Origin of the sequence: Bradyrhizobium sp. B120, from assembly GCF_049075665.1 — a bacterium.
GTDB lineage: Bacteria > Pseudomonadota > Alphaproteobacteria > Rhizobiales > Xanthobacteraceae > Bradyrhizobium.
The window spans coordinates 2,670,226-2,691,376 of the sequence record NZ_CP185242.1 but is presented as its reverse complement, the minus strand read 5'-3'; the positions used below and the strand labels follow the sequence as shown (position 1 = coordinate 2,691,376).

Genomic DNA, 21,151 nt, shown 5'->3' with positions numbered 1-21,151 from the left:
AGGGGGCTTCGGCCCCCTCACCTTTTCGCGCCAGTGCCGGCTACATCTGTCCCGCGCGGCGGACCAGCACGTTCTCGAGGAAGAGATACTCGATGCCGGTGCCGAGGAAGGTGTCGATGGCTTCGCGCGGCGTGTTGACGATCGGCTGCCCCTTCACGTTGAAGCTCGTGTTCAGCACCATTTCGCGGCCGGTCGCCCGGCCAACCGCTCGCAGCAACGCGTGGAATTCCGGATTGTCCCTGACGCCGACCGTCTGCACCCGGGCCGAGCCGTTGACATGCGTGATCGCCGGCAGCGCGGCGCGGTGCTCGGGGCGCACGTCGGCGGTCATGATCATGTAGGGAAGCTCGAGCCCCTTCGGCACCTCGAACCAGTCCTGCACCTGCTCGAGGCTGACCGCCGGCGCGAACGGGCGGAAGGCCTCGCGCATCTTGACCATCGCGTTGATGCGATCGCGCATCTCAGGATGACCGGGATCGGCCAGGATGCTGCGGTGTCCGAGCGCGCGCGGGCCGAACTCCATGCGTCCACGGTACCAGCCGAGCACGCGTCCGGCGGCGATCAGCCTCGCCGCTGCCGCGCAGGTCTCGTCGAGATCCGGAAAGCGCGTGATCTCGATGCGGCCGGCGGTGTCGGCCAGCGCCCTGTCGATCTCAGTCTGCGCGTGTGCGGGCCCGAGGAAGGGCACCGGCATCCGGACGTTCTGCACCCCACTGTCACGCGATGCCGACCAGAGCGCGGCGCCGAGCGCGGAGCCATCGTCGCCGGCGGCCGGCTGAACGTAGATCTCGTCGAACAGGCCGGACTGCAGCAGGCGGCCGTTGGCGGTGCAGTTGAGCGCGACGCCGCCCGCCATCGCGAGCCTGCGCAGGCCGGTGCTGCGGCCGAAATAGCCGCAGATGTGGAGCATGACATTGTCGAGGCATTCCTGCAGCGCTGCGGCGACGTCGCGATGGTTGTCGGTGACGTCGCCGTCGGGCGCGCGAGCCGGGATCAGATGCTCGCCGAGATGACGTCGCGTCGCGCCGTAGGTTTCGCGATCATGGCGCTCGGTATTGAGGCGGAGCAGCGGAATCCTGATCAAGCCGTCGTCGCGCAGCTCCACGGTCCGCTCGAAAAAGCCACGATGGCGCGCGGGATCGCCGTAGGGAGCGAGACCCATGATCTTGTATTCGTCGGAGTTGAAATCGAAGCCGAGATGCAAAGTCAGCGTGGAATAGAGGATGCCGATCGAATCCTGGGCGGTGATTTCCGCGAGCTTGTCGATCGCGTTGTCGTGCGCGTGATAGACGGTGACGGCGTGGACCTCGCCCATGCCGTCGAGCACCACCACCAGGCATTCGTCCCAACCGGAGGTGTAGTAGGCGCTGGCGGCGTGGGACAGATGATGGTTGACGTGGTGGACCTTGCCGGCCGGAAATCCAGGCAGGTGAGCATCCACTTGCGAGAGCAGTTTTTCGCGCGAGAACACCTCCCTGTATTGCCGGGCGGAGGTCGGATCCAGCGTGAACGCGGCCTTGTAGGGCGCATAGTCGAAGCCGTGAGAGATCACGTCGATGTCGGATGGCTTCAGGCCGGCGGTCTCCAGGCAGTAGCCGACAGCGCCGATCGGGAAATCACCGGTGTGTTTCTTGCGGTTGAAGCGCTCTTCGGCGGCGCCGGCGACAATCCTGCCGTCGACCACCAGCACCGCAGCGGAATCGTGGCCCTGTGAGATCCGATATTCGCGTTCCTCCAGGCCCGGCCAGTGCTCCCTCTTGAAGGGGATCGAGCTCTCGAATCCACTGATGCCGATGACTTTTGCCATATTCAACAACCCCTGGACGGATCACGCTCAAGGGAAATTCGAGCAGGTTCCGCGGCATCGTTGCAGAGAAACCGGGGAAATCAAGGTCCGCAAAAGTGCCGTGCGACGCCCCGGAATAGTCGATCAGGCATCCGTTCCCCTCGCTTGACGGAGTACCACCTTTGCGTCGGGGACCTCCCGAACGCCTATGCTACCGTGACGGGGTTTTCCGCCAAATCACGGCGTTCGTGCGCCTTTCGCATGGAGGTGGACGATGGATGCGCTGTCCGATGTTCGGTTCGAAGTCTTCAGCACCTGCCCGCAATCCAGCGCAGTTCCGGCGGCGGATTATGTCGAACGGGTGCAGGCTGTCGCCCGCTGGAGTGAAGAGGCGGGATGCAAGGGGATCCTGGTCTACACGGAGAATTCCCTGGTCGATCCGTGGCTCGTCTCGCAGGTCATCCTGCAGAGCACCAGGGAGCTCTGTCCGCTGGTGGCGGTGCAGCCGGTCTACATGCACCCGTACAGCGTCGCCAAGATGGTGAGCTCGTTCGCGCATATGTACGGACGCCGGCTCTATCTGAACATGGTCGCGGGCGGCTACACGACCGAGCTTGCGGCGCTCGGCGATGCGACGGCGCACGACAAGCGGTACGCGAGGCTCGTCGAATACACCGGCATCATCAAGCTGCTGCTGGAGAACGCCGAGCCGGTGACGCTCGAAGGCGAATTCCATGCCGTCCGCAATCTGAGGATGACGCCAGCGCTGCCGCGGGAGTTGCTGCCCGGCATATTCGTGTCAGGCTCCTCGGAAGCCGGGCTCGCGGCCGCCAAGCTGTTGGGCGCGACGCCGGTGAAGTATCCCAAGCCGGCCGCAGAGTACGGCCAGGCCGACGCCGACTGCGTCGGCTCGGGCGTGCGCGTCGGCATCATCGCCCGCGCGAGCGCCGAGGAGGCCTGGCGGGTCGCGCACCAACGCTTCCCGACCGACAAGAAGGGGCAGCTGGCGCACAAGCTGGCCATGAAGGTCTCGGATTCGGCGTGGCACAAGCAGATGTCCGATCTCGCGGCCGAGACCGCCACCCAGGACACGCCCTATTGGCTGGTGCCGTTCGAAAACTACAAGACCTTCTGTCCCTATTTGGTTGGCGACTACGAGGTCGTCTCCGACGAACTCGCGCGCTACGCCGCAGCCGGCTACGGGACGTTCATCCTGGACATTCCACCCACCCGCGAGGAACTGGTCCATACGGGCGAGGTCTTCGGACAGGCGCTGACGAAGGCCCGGCGTCTGAAGTCATCAGCACTTCGCGATCCGGCCCGTCAGGGCCTCGCAGGCTAGGCTAGGCAATCGTTCGATGGAGTTGCGCGCGGACGGATCACGGCGGGGATTGTGGACGGGCTTCCTGCGCTCGGCGAAACTGTTTCCCGACCGTCCGGCCGTCGTCGCGCAGGGCACGTCGCTATCGTATCGAGAGCTGCGCGAGGTCGCCGTTCGCGTCGCAGCCTGCATCCAGGCGCATCGCGAAGGGTCGTCGACGCCGCTGACCGCCGTATTCGCGCATCGCAGCGCGACGGCGTTCGCCGGCGTGCTCGGATCGCTTCTGGCCGGAAACGGCTACGTGCCTCTGAACCGCACCTTCCCGGTCGAGCGCACCAGGTCGATGCTCGTCCGCTCGGAGTGCCGATCGATCATCGTCGACGCAGAATCCTTGCCGCAAATGGACGCGCTCATGGCGGACGTGGACCAACCGCTGCTCGTGATCGCGCCCGATCTCGAGGACACGCGCCCCTATCGCGAACGATGGCCCTTGCACATCGTCATCGGAGCTGCCGATCTCGAAGTCTACGCCGACTGGCGCGAGCCGGACGCGCACGAGGACGCGATCGCCTATCTGCTGTTCACCTCAGGCAGCACCGGCGTGCCGAAGGGAGTGATGGTCACCCACCGCAACGTCGCAGCCTATGTCGATCATGTCGCGGGGCGCTTCGCCATCACGGAGCTGGACGTCGTCTCGCAGACCTTCGACATGACGTTCGACCTGTCGGCATCCGACATGTTCGTGGCGTGGGAACGCGGCGCCTGCGTGTGCTGCCCCTCGCAGAAGACGCTGATCAATCCGGGCCGGTTCATCCGCGAGCAGGGATTGACGGTCTGGTTCTCGGTGCCCTCGATGGTCGCGCTGATGAAGCAGTCCGGCCTGCTGAAGCCGGGAGGGTTTCCCTCGCTCAGGTTGAGCCTGTTCTGCGGCGAGCCCCTGCCCGTCACTAGCGTCGAGGCCTGGGCGATGGCCGCGCCGAACAGCGTCGTCGAGAACGTCTACGGACCGACCGAATTGACCATCGCGTGCACCGGCTACCGCTGGGATCCGAAGCGGACGCCGGCCGAAGTGGAGATGGGCATCGTGCCGATCGGCGCGCCATTCCCGGGAATGAACGTGCTGGTCGTCGACGAACACCTGAACGAGGTCGAGCCGGGCGCGGACGGCGAACTGCTGATGAGCGGTCCGCAGATGTCGCTCGGCTACTGGAAAGATCCCGAGAAGACCGCCGCAGCTTTCGTCGTCCCGCCCGGACGGAAGGACGTGTTCTACCGCACCGGCGACCGCGTGCGCCGGCCCGCTGGCGATGGTCCCCTGACCCATCTCGGCCGCATGGACTCGCAGGTGAAGATCCTCGGCCACAGGGTGGAGCTCGGCGAGGTCGAGGCCGTGGTGCGCGAGGCCTCCGGCGCCGACGGCGTCGTGGCGATCGGTTGGCCCATCACGTCGAGCGGCTATGGCGGCATCGAAGTGCTCATCGAGGGCGGGCCGGTTGATCTCGACCGGCTTCGCGCGGCGGTCGCCGCCCGGCTGCCGGACTATATGGTCCCGAGACGATGGCACGTCCGTAGCCGGCTGCCACGCAACGCCAACGGAAAATACGACCGCAAGGCCATGCCGGCGGTTTTGGGAGACAGCCAATGAGCGGTCCGACCACGGACGACGTCCGCGCCTTCTTCGGAGCCTTCCTCAACCAGAAGCTCCAGGACCGCGGACAGCGTCCGCTGCGCGATCTTCCCGACGACTACGACCTGCTGCTGTCTGGGGCGCTCGATTCGCTGGCCTTCGTCGAGATGATGATGGCAGCGGGCGAGCACTTCGACAGGGAGATCGATTTCGAGAACCTCGATCCCGAACAGATGACGCTGATCGGGCCGCTGTGCCAGTTCGTGTCGGAGCAGTTGAGGCCGCATCCGTCATGACATACGCCAAGACCTTCGCTGCCGACGTGCTGCTTCCGTTGCTAAGAGCGCGGCCGGAGCCGGTCGCCGCCCGCGTCGATCCGGACACGCTTGCCAGGCCGCCGTCTCCGGCGAAGCAGCGGGAGGTGCGGTTCTCGGACTTCGAGGCCGTCGCGGATCTGAAGGAGCGCTCCGGCCTGCCGAAGGACAACCCGGAGAATTGGCATCGGCTGTGGCGGCAGAATCCAGTGCTGGCGGCGACCGGGTCGCAGCACGGCATGGGCTGGGTGCTTGAGACCGAGGCAGGCATCGTCGGATACCAGGGCAGCCTGCCGCTGCTCTACCGGCTCGGCGACCGCACGCTGGTTGGCGCGGTCGGCACGGGGCTGGCCATCGATCCGGCCTACCGCGCGCGCGGCATCGGGCTTCTGTCCGCGTTCTTCCGGCAGCCCGGCATCGATCTCGCCATCGTGACGTTCGCGATCGAATCCGCGGTCATGCTGGCCAAGGCCCTGCACGGTCGGACGCTGGCGCAGCCCGACTACGCCAAGGTGCTGTTCTGGGTGCTGGACCCGCCTCGGTTCGCGCAGACGCTGGCGTCGAAGTTCCACCTTTCGGGCGGAACGGCCGCGATCGCGAGCGCGCTCGGCGCGACGGCGCTGCGGGCTGACATGGGGCTGCGCCGCGGGCCCGGACGATTTCCCGGGGCACAGCGCTGCGGATTCGACGTCGCAGAAATCGACGTCAACAACATCGGCGACGAGTTCGAGGACCTGTGGCGGCGCAAGCTCGCCGAGGCGCCGCGGCTGATGGCGGACCGCGGTGCCGCTTCACTACGTTGGCACTTCACCATCCCCGGCGGTTCGTCGCGGGCCACCGTGCTGTGCTGCCGCCGGGCCGCGCGCCTGGCCGGCTACGCCATCGTGGAGCATTCGACCGACCGCAAGACCGGGCTGCGCCGCGCGATGCTGGCCGACATCCTGGCGGAACAGGACGACGCGGAGACGACCGAGGCGTTGCTCGGGGCGGCTTACGCGAATGCCGTCGCCGCCGGCGACGACTTCTTCGAGGTGGTGGGACTGCCCGCGCATGTGCGGCGGATCCTGATGCGTTGGAGGCCCTATGTCAGGACCTACCCGACCGATCCGCTGGTCTACCGGACGGCGGACGAATCTCTCGGCCGGTTCCTCGCCGACGGGAACGGCTGGTACGCCGGTCCGATGGACGGCGATACGACGCTCTTGCCGTAGCCGCCCGTCATGGCAGTTCCCGCCGAGCACATCAGCCGCCGAAATAGAGATCATCCGGACATGACGAACGTGGTCGGCATCAGCGGAAGGGAGATTGACCTTGAAGTACGTCGATTTGCTCAAGAGCCAATACGAGGCATTTCCTTACCCCACCAACACGTCGAGCAATGGCGGGTACCGAGAACTTGTCAATCTCGTGAAGCTGCTTCGTTTGGATTGCGGGTACCACCTCCAGGGAAAGCGAATTCTTGATGCGGGCACCGGCACCGGCTTGCGATTGCTGGAGCTCGCCGCGGCTTTTCCGGACAATGATTATGTCGGGATCGACTATTCAGAAAATTCGATCGCGTGCGCGGAACGCGCAAAGCAAGCATTCCCCGGTGCGCGGGTTTCATTCCGGCTCGGAGATATCATGACCGCAGATCTAGAAGGAGAACCGTTTGATGTGATCATGTGCATGGGCGTGCTACATCATCTGCAACGGCCTGCCGCAGCGATCGATCGGCTGTCCCGCCTTCTCACCAGCCGTGGCGTGCTGCTTTTCTACGTGTACGGAGAATACGGTTCTGGAGAGAGGATGCGCAGGAAGAGGCTGCTCAGTCACCTTCACGGCCAAGACCAATTGGAGCACAAGATCGAGTCCGCGAAACGCCTCGGATTCACGAACTTCCCGTATGGATGGGCGATTCAAGACCCAACGGACGTCGATCCCATGATCGTCGACGCGTATGTCAACCACTATGAGGTCCTGTACACGCTCGAAACCATCGAGAAAATCGTTTCGAACAGTTTTACGGCATGCGTACCTTACGGCTTCACCATGGAGCGAAACGGGCTGTTGGTGGAATCCAGGCTTGATGCCCGCTTTGCAATGCCGGTCGCACGCACCGATCCGCGAAGCAAACTCAATTCGTCGGCGCTCGAAGAGGTATACGCCAAACTGCCCAAGCGCCAGCAACTGCTCGTGCTTGAGAATTTGTATGCTCCAGCAGGGTACACGATGCTGGCGCACAATGGAGGATTTCTCGGGGAGATCAGCCGGCCAGAGCGGCTGACTTCGAACGCCTGGCAGTAACCGCTTTCACGACGTTTCGTAGCGGTTGCGCACTCCGATCGCCTCGCCTAGAGCGCCGCCAGCACGGCCTTCGCGACATCGGCGGTACCGTTGCTGCCGCCGAATTCGAACGGCTTGATACCGCCGGCATAGACCTTGTCGACGGCGCGCTCGATGCTTTCGGCAGCTTCAGCAGCGCTCTCGAGAGAGTGCCTGTCGGCGAGCCAGTCCAGCATCATCGCAGCCGACAGGATCATCGCGGTCGGGTTCGCCTTGCCCTGTCCCATGATGTCCGGCGCCGTGCCATGACACGGCTGAAATACCGCGTAGCGATCGCCGATATCGGCCGACGGCGCCATGCCCATGCCGCCGATCAGGCCGGCGGTGAGATCGGACAGGATGTCGCCGAACATGTTCTCGGTCACCATGACGTCGAAGTCCCAGGGGCGCTTCACCAGCGCAGCCGTCGTCGCGTCGATGTAGAGATGGTCAGCCCTGACGTCGGGATGGCGCCGCGCGGTCTCGTCGAAGATGCTGCGGAAGAACGCGAACGCCTTGAACACGTTCGCCTTGTCGACGCAGGTCAGCCCGCCGCCGACGCGGCCGCGCGCCTTGCGGCGTTCGGCAAGCCGGAACGAGAACTCGAACAGCCGCTCGGAAGTCCGGCGCGTGATCACCATGGTCTCGCGCGCCTCGCTGTCGGTGACGACGCCCTTGCCCATCGAGGCGAACAGGCCCTCGGTCGATTCCCTGATCACGACGAGGTCGATGCCCTTCTGATCGGCACCGACGATCGTGCTCGGCACGCCCGGGATCAACCGCGCAGGCCGCACGCCGGCATAGAGATCGAAGATCATCCGCAACTCGATCTGCGGCGCGATCTCGGTGTTGTCAGGGTAGCGCACCGACGGCAGGCCGCAGGCGCCGAGCAGGATCGCGTCGGCCTCCTCGCACAGCCGGACCGTGCTCTCCGGCATCGACTTGCCGGTCTCCTTGTAATGCCCAGCGCCGGCCGGCGCCTCAGTGAAGCGGAATTTGAGGCCGGCCGACGCCTCGATCTTGCGCAGCACTTCGAGCGCCGGCGCCACTACCTCGGGACCGATGCCATCGCCACCGAGAACTGCGATGTGGAGTGCGTCGTTGGCGGACATGGGGACTTCCTCAAGACATCCGGGAGAGGACCGACCGTCATTGCGAGGAGCGAAGCGACGAAGCAATCCATATCTCGGCAAGCGGAGAGATGGATTGCTTCGCTTCGCTCGCAATGACGAGGATGGCAGTTACGGCGTCAACACCGCGCGGCCGACGAGCTGGCCCTTCTGCAGATTGGTCAGCGCCTCGTTCGCCTTCGCCAGCGGCATCGGCGTGACCGGGATCGCCGGGATCTTCTTGGTCCGCACCAGGTCGAGCAGCTCCTGCGTCTCGCGCAGATTGCCGACATAGCTGCCCTGGATGGTGACCGCCTTGATCGGGATCAGCGGCAGCGCCCAGGTCGCGCCACCGCCGAACAGGCCGACGATCACGAGCTTGCCGCCCTTGGTCAGGCAGTCGAAGCCGAGCTGCGAGGTCTGGGCGTTGCCGACCAGGTCGATCGCGGCGCGGATCGGCTGACCGGCCTTCTTGATGAGCTGCTCCAGCGCGTCGGGCGCCTTGCCGTCGACGGTGGCGAGTGCACCGGCGGCCTCGGCCGCCTCGCGCTTCCTGGCGTCGATGTCGACCACGATCGCGCCCTTGCCGCCCATCGCCTTCAACAGCGAGAGCGCCATCAGGCCGAGACCGCCGGCGCCGAAGATCACGATCGGGGTGTCGAGATCCTTCTCGACCTTCTTCAGCGCGCTGTAGGTCGTGACTCCAGAGCAGGCGTAAGGCGCCGCCGTGACCGGATCGAGCCCTTCGAGGTTGAGCAGATATTTCGGATGCGGCACGGTCATGTGATCGGCATAGCCGCCGTCGCAATAGACGCCGAGCGCATTCGGCTTGATCGCGCACATGTTCTCGTCGCCGCCGAGGCAGGTCGGGCATTTGCCGCAGCCGAGCCACGGATAGGCCAGCGTGACATCACCGACCTTGAGGCCGCCCTTGTCGGCGTCCTTCACATCCGGCCCGAACGCGACGATCTCGCCGACCGTCTCATGGCCCATCGTGCGCGGCAGCGAGACGCCGCGGTCCTTCAGTGACAGCGGCTTGCGGCCATGGCCGAGATCATAACCGCCCTCCCAGATGTGCAGGTCGCTGTGGCAGACGCCGGCGGCCTTCACCTTGATCAGCACCTGCGTGCCCGACGGCTGCGGCGTCGGCTGATCGACCTCTTTCAAGGGGGCATTGAAATCGACGACCTGGAAACTCTTCATCGCTGTTCTCCCGAAGCTTGTTCTTGAGGCGGACCTTGCCACGCCTGCCCGCCCGGGACAAACGCTCAAGACCCCATTTTCGAGCAAGCCGCCATGCAGCTCGCTCGAATGCCAACGCGCCACTGTTCAGAGGCGTGACTATTCAGATCAGTGGATGATGGCAAGCCGCGAACTGGCCGGGCGCAACCACGCGCAGTTCCGGCACCTCGCCGGCACAGCGCGCATCGGCCCGCGGACAACGGGTGCGGAAGCGACAGCCCGACGGCGGCGCAATCGGCGACGGCGGCTCGCCGACCGGCACGCTCGTGGTCGGCCGGACATCCGGATCGGGCACCGGGATCGCTTCGATGAGCAGCGCGGTATAAGGATGCGCCGGCTGTGCAAACAGCTGCTCCGACGGACCGACCTCGCAGAGCCGCCCAAGATACATCACCGCGACGCGATCCGAGACCGCCTTCACCACGGCGAGGTCGTGGGCGATGAACAGCAGGGTCAGTCCGTAACGTGCCTTCATCTCCTCCAGCAGATTGAGGATCTGCGCACGGATCGAGACGTCGAGCGCGGACACCGGCTCGTCGCAGATCACGAATTCCGGATTGAGCACCAGCGAGCGGGCGATGCAGATGCGCTGGCATTGTCCGCCGGAGAATTCGTGCGGCAGCCGTCCGCTCACCAGCGCGGGATCGAGCCCGACCGCCGACAGCACCTCGCTGACGCGCCGCTTGCGCTCCTCGGGATCCCTAACGCCGGCGATCACCAGCGGCTCGGCGACGATATCGCCGATCCGCCGCCGCGGATTGAGCGAGGCAATCGGGTCCTGGAAGATCAGCTGCACGCGCCGGCGCATCTTGCGCAGCGCCTCGCCCTTCAGGATGGTGAGATCGTGGCCGTCGAACAGCACCTTGCCGGAGACGGCCTGACGCAATTGCAGCACGGCGCGGCCGAGCGTGGACTTGCCGCAGCCGGATTCGCCGACCAGCCCCAGCGTCTCGCCACGCGCGATCTCGAGGCTGACATCGGAAACGGCATGGATGGTCTTGCCCCCCACCGAATATTCGACGACGAGGTTTTCCACTTTCATCAGCGGATTGGAGGCGGCCTGCAACATCATGCGCGGCCTCCCGCCGCGATCGGATGGAAGCAGGCATAGAGATGCTCTAATGTCTCTGCCGGACTGAGCCGCGGCTTCTCCGTGCTGCAGCGCCCGGCGGAATAGCGGCAGCGCGGCGAGAACGAGCAGCCCTTCAGCGGCCGGGTCGGATCCGGCGGCCGCCCCGAAATCGCCGGCAAGGGCGTATGCGGCGGCACGTCGAGCTTCGGCAATGCGGCGAGCAGCGCCTCGGTGTAGGGCATCCGCATCTGCTTGAACAGCGCAGGCGTCGGCGCACGCTCGACGACGCGCCCCGCATACATCACCGCGACCTCGTCGGTACGGCCGGCGACCACGCCGAGGTCATGCGTGATGATGATCATCGCCATATGACGGCGCTGCTGTTCGCGTGCCAAGAGATCGAGGATCTGCGCTTGGATCGTGACGTCGAGCGCGGTGGTCGGCTCGTCGGCGATCAGGAGTTTTGGTTCGCAGGACAACGCCACCGCGATCGCGACGCGCTGGCGCATGCCGCCGGAGAGCTGATGCGGATATTGCGTCAGGCGTTGCTCGGGCGCGGGAATGCCGACCGCGGTCAGCAGCTCGATGCTGCGCTGCCTCGCCCGGGCCAGATCGAGCTCGAGATGTTCCTGGATGGTCTCGATCAACTGGGTGCCGATGGTCAGCACCGGATTGAGCGAGGTCATGGGATCCTGGAACACCACCGCGAGCGAGCGGCCGCGCAGCTTGCGCAATTTCTCCGCCGACAGCGTCGTGAGATCCTGTCCGTCGAACATCACGCAGCCGGACAGCTTGGCCTTCTTGGGCAGCAGTTGCAGGACGGCCCGCGACAGCATGGTCTTGCCGCAGCCGGATTCGCCGACAATGCCGAGCGTCTTGCCGGCGCCGACGGCGAGATCGACATGATCGACCGCCCGCAGATTGCCGCGCGGCGTCGGCAGGTCGACCACCGCGTCCTCGACCGAAAGCAGCACACCGCTCATAGCGCACCCTGCCTCGGGTCGGTCAGCGCACGCATCGTGTCGCCGATCAGGTTGAAGGAGAGCACCGTCAGGAACATCGCGATCGCCGGAATGAAGGCGAGCTGCGGCGCCACCTCGAGGCTCTCACGCCCCTCCCCGATCATGCTGCCCCAGCTCGAGATCGGCGGCGGCACGCCGAGGCCGAGGAAGGAGAGCGAGCCCTCGACCACGATGGTGACGGCGACGCCGAGCAGGAAGAAGGCGATCAGCGGCAACAGCACGTTGGGCAAGAGCTCACGCAGCAGGATGCGTGCATGGGTGGCGCCGAGCGCCTGCGCCGCGATGACGAATTCACGCCGTGCCAGCGTCAAGGTCGCCGCCCGCGCCACCCGCATGAAGGCCGGAATGCCGAGCACGCCGAGGATGCAGGTCAGGTTGAAGATCGACTGGCCGAGATAGGCGGTGACCGCAAGCGCCAGGATCAGCGGCGGGAATGCCAGCAGCACATCCATGCTGCCGACCACGAAGGATTCGAAACGGCCGCGGAAATAGCCGGCGAGCATGCCGAGCGCGCCGCCGATGGTGACGCCGATCATGGGTGCGCAAAGGCCGACGATCAGCGAGATGCGTGCGCCATAGATCAGCCGCGACAGCTCGTCCCGGCCGAGGCCGTCGGTGCCGAGCCAATGCTCAGCCGACATCGGCGCCCGCCGCTCCAGCATGTCCATGTCGGTCGGGCTCGGCAGCGGCAGCAGGTCGGCGAAGATCGCGACCGCGAACACCAGCACCATCCAGCCGATCGCGCACCAGAACAGCATGCCGAGCCGGCGCCTGCGCCGCACCGGCGTCGCTTCGGCCTCGTCGAGGCTGAGCTCAAGCGTGGCCATGGCGGATCCTCGGGTCGAGCACGGCGTAGAGCAGGTCGACAATGAAGTTCATGATCACGAAGCCCGCAGCGACCAGCAGCACCACGCCCTGCAGAATGATGAGGTCGCGGGTATAGATCGCGCCGACCAGGAGACGGCCGATCCCCGGCAATGCGAAGATCGATTCGACGATCACGGCCCCGCCGATCAGGCGGCCGATATTGATGCCGGTGATCGTGACGAGCGTCAGCGACGACGGCTTCAGCGCATGCACGAACAGGATGCGCGACGGCTTCAGGCCCTTCGCCTTGGCGAGCGCGATATAATCCTCCTGCAACGCTGCGATCATGTCGGAGCGCAGCACGCGCATGATGCCCGGCCATTCCGCAAGCCCGAGCGTCAGCGCCGGCAGCACCATGAAGCGCAGATTGGCGACCGGGTCCTCGGTGAACGGCACGTAGCCCGTCGCCGGCAACATGCGCAGCTCGACCGCAAACAAATAGATCAGGAGGATCGCGGACAGGAAGGTCGGCACCGACAGCATGCCGAACGCCGAGCCGGTCATGAAGCGGTCGAACGCGGAGCCCGCCTTGGCGGCGCATGCGATCGCCAGCGGCACGCCGACCGCAAGCCCGATCAGCTCGGCGAGAATCATCAGCTCGAACGAGACCGGGACGCGCTCGCTGACCGCCTGCCACACGGTCTGCCCGGTGCGGAACGATCGTCCGAAATCACCCTGCAGGATGTGCCACAGCCAGCTGAGATAGCGCAGCCAGATCGGCTGATCGAGCCCCAAGTCGTGACGCAGGGCCGCGACATTCTCAGGCGTCGCCTGGTCGCCGAGGATCACGTACGCCAGATCGCCCGGCAACAGCGAGGCGATCACGAAGGTGAGAACCGAAACCGCGATCAGCACCGGTACCAGGTACAGGAGCCGGCGCGCGACGAAGAACAGCATGAAACGCTATTCCTTCCAGGCGTAGGAGACGTCGAGCACCCCGTTGAACATTTTCGGCACGCCCTTCACCTTCACGCTCGAGATCGCGTAGTAGGTGTTCTGGAAGGTCCAGAACCAGATCGCCTCCTTGTTGATCAGGCGGCTGATCGCGCAATAGTCCTCGGTACGCTGGGCGACGTCGGCGGTGGTTCGCGCATGCTCAAGCAGCCGGTCGAGCTCCGGATTGGAGTAGTTCGCCAGCGCGACCGGGCTGCCGGTGTGGAAATTGGCATACATCTGCGGATCGGGATCGGCGAGATCGACGATGCGCCACGGGGTCAGCTGGAACTGGCGCATGAAGGCGCGCGGCGGAATGGTCGCCTGATCGACCTGCTCGATCTCCATGTTGGCGCCGATGCGCTTCCAGAATTGCTGCAGAACCTGACCGCCGGTGCGGCCGCGCGGCGTCGCCGTGACCAGCATCTTGAACTCGACCGGCTTGCCGTAGTCCTTGAGCAGCGCCTTGGCCTTTTCGACATCGTAGGGCAGCGCGCCGTCATCCTTGCACTTCACCCAGGACCCGTCGCCATAGGGATTGCTGGCCGGCCGCGCCAGGCCATTGGTAATCGCTTGCGACATCTTGTTGCGGTCGAGCGCCATCACCAGCGCCTGACGCACGCGCACATCGTCGAACGGCGGGACCTTGGTGTTGAAGGCAGCGACTGCAGCCCCCGAGCCTTCATAAGTATGCACGGTCAGACTGGTGTCCTTGCGCGCCTTGATAATGTTGTCGGCGTCGGCCTCGTCGTCCCAGACGATGTCGGCCTCGCCCGATTGCAGCGAGGCGAAGCGAGACTGCGCGTCCGGCAGCGGCTTCAGGATGATGCGGTCGAGATAGGGCTTGCCCTTGTCCCAGTAGTCCGGATTCTTCTCCAGCACCATGCGATCGCCGGCGTTCCAGGATTTCAGGATGTAGGGACCGGTGCCGACCGGATTGCGATTGTAGTCGTCGCCCTTGGTCTTCCATGCAGTCGGCGACTGCATCACGTTGTTGGAGCTCTGGATCGACTGGGTCGCCGGAAAGTTCACCGACGGGTCGCTGAAATTGTAGCGCACCGTGAGGTCATCGATGACATCCACGCTCTTGATGCTGGTGATGTAGAAGGCGCAACGGCACTTGTTGGCCGGATCCTTCTGGCGGTCGAAATTCTCCTTCACCGCCTGTGCATTGAACGGGGTGCCGTCGTGGAATTTGACGCCAGGCCGCAGCTTGATGGTCCAGGTCTTGAAGTCCTCGGAATGGTCCCACGACAGCGCGAGCTTCGGCTTCGGCTCGCCCTTGTCGTCGAGCGTCATCAGCGTGTCGAAGATCGCGGCTGCCGCGGTGTTGGCCGACGTATCGTAAACGCCGACCTTGAGCGGGTCGAAGCCCGCGATGTCCAGCTCCTGGCCGACGGTGAGCGTACCGCCCTGCTTCTGCGCATGGGCCGGTGCAGCGAACGCCGCTGCACCTAATCCCGCCACAAGAAATATGCGCGCAACTGCGTGCGCGCGCCCGGCCAGCTTCATCGATGGTCCCTCCCAAGTGGGCGACGTCCGGTGTTCCGGATCGTCATACGTTGGGACGCAGCTTGTCCGGAATCGCCGCGCGCGACAAGACCGTAAAACGGATGAAAAGCCGCAGGGCGATCACGATGCGACCTCGTAAGCTCGCATCGTGATTTCTTCTACTTGTTGAGCATGATCTTTCGGAAAACCGGTACCCACTTTTCCGGATCATGCTTTAGCTGCTCACGGTTTTCGCCGGTTGCGCTGCGAAGCCTGCGATCTGATCCTCGGAGAGGCCGATCTCCTTCAGATAGGACAGTGTGTGCTCGCCGAGCGTCGACATCCGCTTGCGCGCGCCGACCGCAGCGCCGGACATCCGGAACGGCAGATTGAGCACCTTGAAGCTGCCGCCGCCGTCCTCGACCTCGGCCAATGCGCCACGATGGGCGATTTGCGGATCGGCGAGCGCCTCGCGCACGGTGCGATAGGCCGACGACGGCACGCCATACTCATTGAGCGCGGCAAGACAGGCCTGCGTGCTGACCGCCCGCGACCACGCCTCGACGCCCTCCATCAGGCCCGCCCAATTCTCCCGCCGATCGGAATATTTGGCGAAGCGCGGATCGGACACCCATTCGGGCCGGCCGATCACCTGCATCAGGTTCTGGAACGTCTTCTCGCTGGCGATCGCCACCATCACGTAGCCGTCGGTGGTTTCAATCGGGCCGAACATCGGCCGCTGGGTTTGCCTCACCTCGAATTGCGACCACTGTAACTCGTTCAGGGTCAGGCTCAGCATCGATTCCAGCATCGAAACGTCGATATGCTGGCCCTTGCCGCTGGCACCGCGCTGATAGAGCGCCGCCGAGATCGCGCCGAAGGCATAGACCCCGGTCAACACGTCGGCGTGATAGATGCCGCAATAGTCCGGCCGGCTGCGGCCCGGCTGGTAGGCGAGATGCGCCATCTCGTAGCCCGAGGCGGCATGGATCACCGGCGCATAGGCCGGCAATTCCGCCGACGGGCCGGTCTGGCCGTAGCCGGAGATCGAGCAAAAGATCAGCTTCGGATTGATGTCGCGGATCGAGGCATAGTCGAGCTTGAGCCGGCGCATCACGCCGGGGCGGAAATTCTCCACCAGCACGTCAGCGGTCGCGATCAGCCGGCGCACGGCTTCGACGCCGGCCGGCGACTTCAGGTCGAGCACGAGGCTGTTCTTGCCGATATTGAGCTGGCCGAACGCCGTCGAGCAATGGTTGCGCAACGGCGGCCGCGTCCGCATCGTCTCGCCTTCGGCGGGCTCGATCTTGATCACCTCCGCGCCCATGTCGGCGAGCATCCGCGTGCAATGAGGTCCGGCGATCGTGGTCGAAAAATCGAGCACGCGAAGGCCGTCAAAGCTCCGTGTCAAATTCCCCTCATCGTCGGCGGCTATTGTCGTTGCCAAGGCTTCCTCCAGCTTCGTCGTTTCCGTTGTTCGGCGTCGCGCGACCCTAAAGTGAGCCGCCCTGACAGGAAAGCGTCTCGTCCAGACCGGGACCGCGGGCCGTCTTGCATTTTACTCAAAGGCAGATTGGACCCGATCTTGCATAGCCTTGTCACGGGCTGGAACGAGGGCGCTTGTTGAAGGTCTTATTCGTCACGACGGAGATGGACGATTTCGTCCGCGTGGGCGGGCTCGGCGCCGTTTCCGCTGCACTTCCCCGGGCGCTCCGCGCCTGGAGCGACGTCAGGATCATGCTTCCCGGCTACCGGGATGTCGTCGAACAGTTCACCCGTATTGAAATCGTTGGACAATGCGAGGCCCTCGCCGAGATGCCGGCCTGCACGCTCGGGCGCGCATCGACCAAAGACGGGCTGCCGGTCTACGTGCTGTTGTGTCCGCAGCTCTACGACCGGCCGGGCAATCCCTATGGCGACGAGTCCGGCCGCGACTGGCCCGACAACGACATCCGCTTCGGCCGCTTTGCCTCCGCCGCTGCCGAACTTGCAGCCGGAACGCTGGACAAGAATTGGGCAGCGGACCTCGTTCACGCCAACGACTGGCAGGCCGCGCTCACACCCGCCTACCTCGCATGGCGCGAGGCGCAGATTCCATCGATCCTGACCATCCACAATCTCGCCTATCAGGGCCTGTTTCCGCGGGACTCGCTGCGGCGGATAGGCGCACCGGAAAGCTCATTCCACATCGACGGGCTGGAGTTCTACGACAAGCTGTCCTTCCTCAAGGGCGGCCTCGTCTACGCCTCGCATCTGACCACGGTCAGCGCGACCTATGCGAGGGAGATCACCACCGCCGAGCTCGGCTGCGGGCTGGAGGGCCTGCTGCGCGTGCGCTCCGACGCCGACCAGCTGACCGGCATCCTCAACGGCATCGACGAGAGCTGGGACCCGCGCCACTGCGCACAGCTCGCGCAGCCGTTCGGTGCCGGCGACTGGAAGGGCAAGCAGGCCAACGCCGACTATGTCCGCCGGCAGTTCGGTCTTGCGGTCTCGCGCGGGCCGATCTTCGGCCTGGTTGCGCGGCTCGTGCATCAGAAGGGCGTCGACCTCGTGCTGTCGGCCGCCGACGAGATCATCAGGGACGGCGGTCAGATCGTCGTCACCGGCAGCGGCGAGCCGGCGATCGAGGACGCGCTGGTGGCCGCGCATCGGCGCCGGCCCGACGCGATCGGCGTCATCATCGGCTTCAACGACGCGCAGGCGCGCCGGATCTTCGCCGGCAGCGATTTCACCCTGATGCCGTCGCGCTTCGAGCCCTGCGGCCTCAGCCAGATGTATGCGCAGCGCTTCGGCTCGCTGCCGATCGGCCACCAGACCGGCGGGCTCGCGGAGACCATCGCCGACGGCGAGACCGGCTTCCTGTTCGCGCAGCCATCAGCGGAATCCTTCCTCGGCGGCGTCAGGCGCGCCTTCGACGCCTACCGCGCCAAGGATCGCCTCAACGCCATGCGCGCCAGCGCGATGGCCAAGTCCTACAGCTGGGACCTGTCGGCCGCCTGCTACGGCGCGCTGTACAGGAGGCTCATCATGCCGCGGGCAGCAGCCTAAGGCGGACGCCTCGCAGGCTTGTGAAGTCGGTCGTGCTGGCATCCCAGCCGCTTTGTGACATTCAGCCGGCGCCGCCGAACCCATTTCGTGCGATCATGTCCGCGCCCATGGCCTTCTGCCTGGTCGATCGCGCACACCTGAAATTGGCAATGATGAACTTTTTGCAAAACCCAATTGCGATGGAGAAACATCATGGACGTCAACGAGGAGCGTCTTAATTCATTCATGGGAAAGATGATTGGCGATGTCGGCGCGGCGATGAACGCCTCGCTGATGCTGCTGGGCGACAAGCTCGGGCTCTACAAGGCTCTCGCGCAGCAAGGACCGATGAATGCGGCGGCGCTGGCGAAGGCGACAGGAACAGCCGGACGTTACGTTCAGGAGTGGCTCTCCGCGCAGGCCGCTTCCGGTTACGTCGAGTACGACAGCGCGACCGGAAAATTCTCGATGCTGCCCGAGCAGGCGCTTGCGCTCGCCGACGAGGAGAGCCCGGTCTTCCTCGGCGCGGTGGGAAGCCTTGTCGGCGCGACCTTTCTCGACGAGCCGAAAATCACCGACGCGTTCAGGACCGGCAAGGGCGTCGGCTGGAACAAGCGCAGCGAATGCCTGTTCTGCGGCACTGCCCGGTTCTTCCGGACCAGCTACAAGCACTATCTGGTGCAGGAATGGCTACCGGCGCTCGAGGGCGTCGTCGACAAGCTGAAGAAAGGTGCTGTTGTCGCTGACGTCGGCTGCGGCCACGGCGTCTCGACGCGGTTGATGGCGGAGGCGTTCCCGAAATCAACCTTCTACGGCTTCGACTATCATGACGGCTCGATCCAGGCGGCGCGGATGGCTGCGAAGGAGGCAGGATTGTCGGACCGCGTCCATTTCCAGACGCACTCGGCCAAGGACTTCCCCGCCAACAAGTATGACCTGGTGTGCTTCTTCGATTGCCTGCACGACATGGGCGACCCGGTCGGCGCGCTCAAGCACACCCGCTCCACCCTCGCCGACGACGGCACCTGCCTGTTGATCGAGCCGTTCGCCAACGATCGGCTGGAGGACAACCTCAATCCGATCGGGCGCGTCTACTACGCGGCGTCGACGATGATCTGCACCCCGGCGTCGCTGGACCAGGAGGTCGGGCTTGCCCTCGGCGCGCAGGCCGGCGAGACCCGGCTGCGCGAGGTGGCGCGCCAAGGTGGCTTCTCACGCTTCCGCCGCGCGGCGGAAACGCCGTTCAATCTGATCCTGGAAGCTCGCCCGTAACCGCGCTCACGCGATCGGACGGCGGTGTCACGCCGCCGTCCAACGCTCAGAGTGCTATCTGATCCCGCGGCAGCGCCCTGCTACCAGTCCTGTTGCGATTGCCAGTAGTACTGGCCGCCGCGCCGGCGCGGATTGGCGGATTGAGGATTGCCATAATACGGGGAGCCGTATTGGGTCGGCGCCTGAGGATTGCCGTATTGGGGATAGCCGTACTGGGTGCCGGACTGGGGATTCCAGCTGCGTTGAGAGAAGAAGCCGAAACCGTCCCCGTCCCCGCTCGCAACCATGTCGTCGGTTTCCATCGGCCGGGTCGGCTTGCGTGTGATGAAACCGCCCTGGGGCTGGTTGCTCAGCACGGCAACGAACTCGGTGCGGTAGTTGGTCTCGGCGCTCAGCGGCTCGTCCGAAATGATGATCGATGAGCGCGGCACGGCGGTCGGCGCAATCCGATCCAGCACATCCTGCGGGATGGTGACGCGGTCGAGCGCGTTCTTGGCGTTGTCACCGTCGTCGATCGTCACCTCGGTCCAGCGCAGGCCGGTATCGTTACGCGCCATCGCCGTGAAGATATGCGTGCCGATCGGCTGGTCCGGATCGCGAATGGTGACGGGAACCTCAATGCTTGAATCGAACACCTCGCCGCCGTCAGCCCATGGCTTATGGGTGTTGCGCCGGACGTAAAGCTTCTGCGTCGCGCGGCTGATGTAGACGGAGACCGGCTCGAGCGCGAGCTTCGCCTCGGTCGCCGCCTTCTGGGTGTCGGCCTTCTTGGTCTCGGCCGCCTTGGCGGCGTCCTTCGCCGCTGCCGCGGCGTCGAGCTTCGGCTTGGCGTCGCCCTGGGCCGCCTCGAACTGCGTCGTCGCTTCCGCGACCTTGGCGGCGGCCTTCTGCTTCAAATCTTCGGCGCGCGCCTTGGCCTGATCGGTCTTGGCATTGGCGAGCGTCTTGTCGGCGAATGCGAGCTCGGCGTCGGCGCGGGTCTTGGCCTTTTCCAGCTTGCGCAATGACGCCGGCGTGAACAGTGCAGCTTCCTTGGTCGCGGCCACGGAGGCCTTCTTTGCCTCGTCGGCAACCTTGGCGGCATCCGCGGCTTCGCGGGACAACGTCTCGGCACGCGCCGGAGCAGCCGCGATGGCCTGGGCGTTCGGCACGAACAGCGCCGGATGGGTGAAATCCTCAGGCGCCGGGTCGTTCGGCGCGATGATCACCCGCATCCCGATTCGCGTCCTGTCGAACAGCTTCTCGGCAAAATCATAGGGCATCCGCACGCAGCCGTGCGAGGCCGCGTAGCCGGGCAGCGGGCCACCATGCAGTGCGATGCCGTTCCAGGTGATGCGCTGCATGTTCGGCATCCAGGCATCGTCGTACATGGTCGAGTGATGGTCCTTGTCCTTCTCGACCAGCGCAAAGACGCCGGCCGGCGTCTCGCGTCCCTTGACGCCGCTCGACACCGGCGCGCGGTAGATCCAGCCGTCGGCGTCGTAGAAGGTCACCTTCTGGGCCTTGATCGACACGATCGCCATGATCGGCTCGCCCGCGGCGCGTGGCGCGGTCGTCTCGACCGTTGCCGCAGAGCGCTGCTGCTTTGCCGCGACGCCGCCGGTCAATGACGCAAGTGTGACCATCGCCGCGAAGGTCACAAAGGCGGGAGGCCCCCAACGCCGCATCGCTCGGGTGATTTGCGCCGTCGTCGTTCGATTTTCCATGCCATTCCTCGGTCGAAATGCCTGCCCGCGCTGCGTCGATCCCTACCAGATCACG

General features: G+C 65.2%; 17 protein-coding genes. 7 read left to right on the top strand and 10 right to left on the bottom strand.

All coding sequences use genetic code 11. The annotated features are described in order from the left end of the window. Window positions 1-40: 40 nt before the first annotated feature. Window positions 41-1,807 carry a carbamoyltransferase gene (locus tag ACOIX3_RS12305; protein WP_420970086.1) on the bottom strand — a complete coding sequence of 589 codons (1,767 nt, stop codon included), beginning with the start codon at window positions 1,805-1,807 and terminating at the stop codon, window positions 41-43. Between the two features lie 253 nt (window positions 1,808-2,060). Here ACOIX3_RS12305 and ACOIX3_RS12300 point away from each other — a divergent pair, with 253 nt between their 5' ends. From ACOIX3_RS12300 to ACOIX3_RS12280, 5 genes are all read left to right on the top strand, one after another. Next, complete coding sequence (locus tag ACOIX3_RS12300) at window positions 2,061-3,128, top strand: LLM class flavin-dependent oxidoreductase (RefSeq protein ID WP_420970084.1); 1,068 nt, start codon at window positions 2,061-2,063, stop codon at window positions 3,126-3,128. A gap of 16 nt (window positions 3,129-3,144) precedes the next feature. Beyond that, entirely contained in the window at window positions 3,145-4,752 is a 1,608-nt protein-coding gene (locus ACOIX3_RS12295; protein WP_420970082.1) for an amino acid adenylation domain-containing protein, read from the top strand. Continuing rightward, a complete protein-coding gene (locus tag ACOIX3_RS12290) occupies window positions 4,749-5,030 on the top strand; it encodes an acyl carrier protein (protein ID WP_342723310.1) in 282 nt (93 codons plus the stop codon). The genes ACOIX3_RS12295 and ACOIX3_RS12290 overlap by 4 nt, the downstream gene beginning before the upstream one ends. Continuing rightward, a complete protein-coding gene (locus tag ACOIX3_RS12285) occupies window positions 5,027-6,259 on the top strand; it encodes a hypothetical protein (protein WP_420970081.1) in 1,233 nt (410 codons plus the stop codon). The genes ACOIX3_RS12290 and ACOIX3_RS12285 overlap by 4 nt, the downstream gene beginning before the upstream one ends. Before the next feature lie 100 nt (window positions 6,260-6,359). Beyond that, entirely contained in the window at window positions 6,360-7,334 is a 975-nt protein-coding gene (locus ACOIX3_RS12280) for a class I SAM-dependent methyltransferase (protein WP_420970080.1), read from the top strand. 47 nt (window positions 7,335-7,381) lie between these two features. Here ACOIX3_RS12280 and ACOIX3_RS12275 read toward each other — a convergent pair whose 3' ends face one another. The 8 genes from ACOIX3_RS12275 to ACOIX3_RS12240 form a co-directional block, all read right to left on the bottom strand. Continuing rightward, complete coding sequence (locus tag ACOIX3_RS12275; RefSeq protein ID WP_420970079.1) at window positions 7,382-8,464, bottom strand: isocitrate/isopropylmalate dehydrogenase family protein; 1,083 nt, start codon at window positions 8,462-8,464, stop codon at window positions 7,382-7,384. Window positions 8,465-8,593: 129 nt separating this feature from the next. Further along, entirely contained in the window at window positions 8,594-9,664 is a 1,071-nt protein-coding gene (locus ACOIX3_RS12270; RefSeq protein WP_092124932.1) for an alcohol dehydrogenase, read from the bottom strand. 142 nt (window positions 9,665-9,806) lie between these two features. After that, entirely contained in the window at window positions 9,807-10,775 is a 969-nt protein-coding gene (locus ACOIX3_RS12265; RefSeq protein ID WP_420970078.1) for an ABC transporter ATP-binding protein, read from the bottom strand. After that, the gene (locus ACOIX3_RS12260; RefSeq protein WP_420970077.1) at window positions 10,772-11,758 is read right to left on the bottom strand and encodes an ABC transporter ATP-binding protein; all 987 of its coding nucleotides are present in this window, start codon (window positions 11,756-11,758) and stop codon (window positions 10,772-10,774) included. The genes ACOIX3_RS12265 and ACOIX3_RS12260 overlap by 4 nt, the downstream gene beginning before the upstream one ends. Next, entirely contained in the window at window positions 11,755-12,624 is an 870-nt protein-coding gene (locus ACOIX3_RS12255) for an ABC transporter permease (RefSeq protein WP_420970076.1), read from the bottom strand. Before ACOIX3_RS12255 ends, ACOIX3_RS12260 begins: the two co-directional genes overlap by 4 nt. Then, the gene (locus ACOIX3_RS12250; protein WP_420970075.1) at window positions 12,611-13,561 is read right to left on the bottom strand and encodes an ABC transporter permease; all 951 of its coding nucleotides are present in this window, start codon (window positions 13,559-13,561) and stop codon (window positions 12,611-12,613) included. Before ACOIX3_RS12250 ends, ACOIX3_RS12255 begins: the two co-directional genes overlap by 14 nt. Before the next feature lie 6 nt (window positions 13,562-13,567). Then, entirely contained in the window at window positions 13,568-15,109 is a 1,542-nt protein-coding gene (locus tag ACOIX3_RS12245) for an ABC transporter substrate-binding protein (RefSeq protein WP_420970074.1), read from the bottom strand. 214 nt (window positions 15,110-15,323) lie between these two features. Beyond that, on the bottom strand, window positions 15,324-16,535 hold the full coding sequence (locus ACOIX3_RS12240; protein ID WP_420970073.1) for a CaiB/BaiF CoA transferase family protein: 1,212 nt from the start codon (window positions 16,533-16,535) through the stop codon (window positions 15,324-15,326). A gap of 176 nt (window positions 16,536-16,711) precedes the next feature. On the opposite strand from ACOIX3_RS12240, the gene glgA reads away from it, so the two are divergent. Both glgA and ACOIX3_RS12230 read left to right on the top strand, forming a co-directional pair. Beyond that, window positions 16,712-18,139: a glycogen synthase GlgA gene (glgA, locus tag ACOIX3_RS12235; RefSeq protein WP_420970072.1), complete on the top strand. Its 1,428-nt coding sequence runs from the start codon at window positions 16,712-16,714 to the stop codon at window positions 18,137-18,139. 192 nt (window positions 18,140-18,331) lie between these two features. Next, complete coding sequence (locus ACOIX3_RS12230; protein ID WP_420970070.1) at window positions 18,332-19,390, top strand: class I SAM-dependent methyltransferase; 1,059 nt, start codon at window positions 18,332-18,334, stop codon at window positions 19,388-19,390. A gap of 80 nt (window positions 19,391-19,470) precedes the next feature. Here the strand turns inward: ACOIX3_RS12230 and ACOIX3_RS12225 are convergent, their stop codons facing one another. Further along, window positions 19,471-21,015 (bottom strand): L,D-transpeptidase, encoded by a 1,545-nt coding sequence (locus ACOIX3_RS12225; protein WP_420971719.1) that lies wholly within the window; start codon window positions 21,013-21,015, stop codon window positions 19,471-19,473. Window positions 21,016-21,151 lie beyond the last annotated feature (136 nt).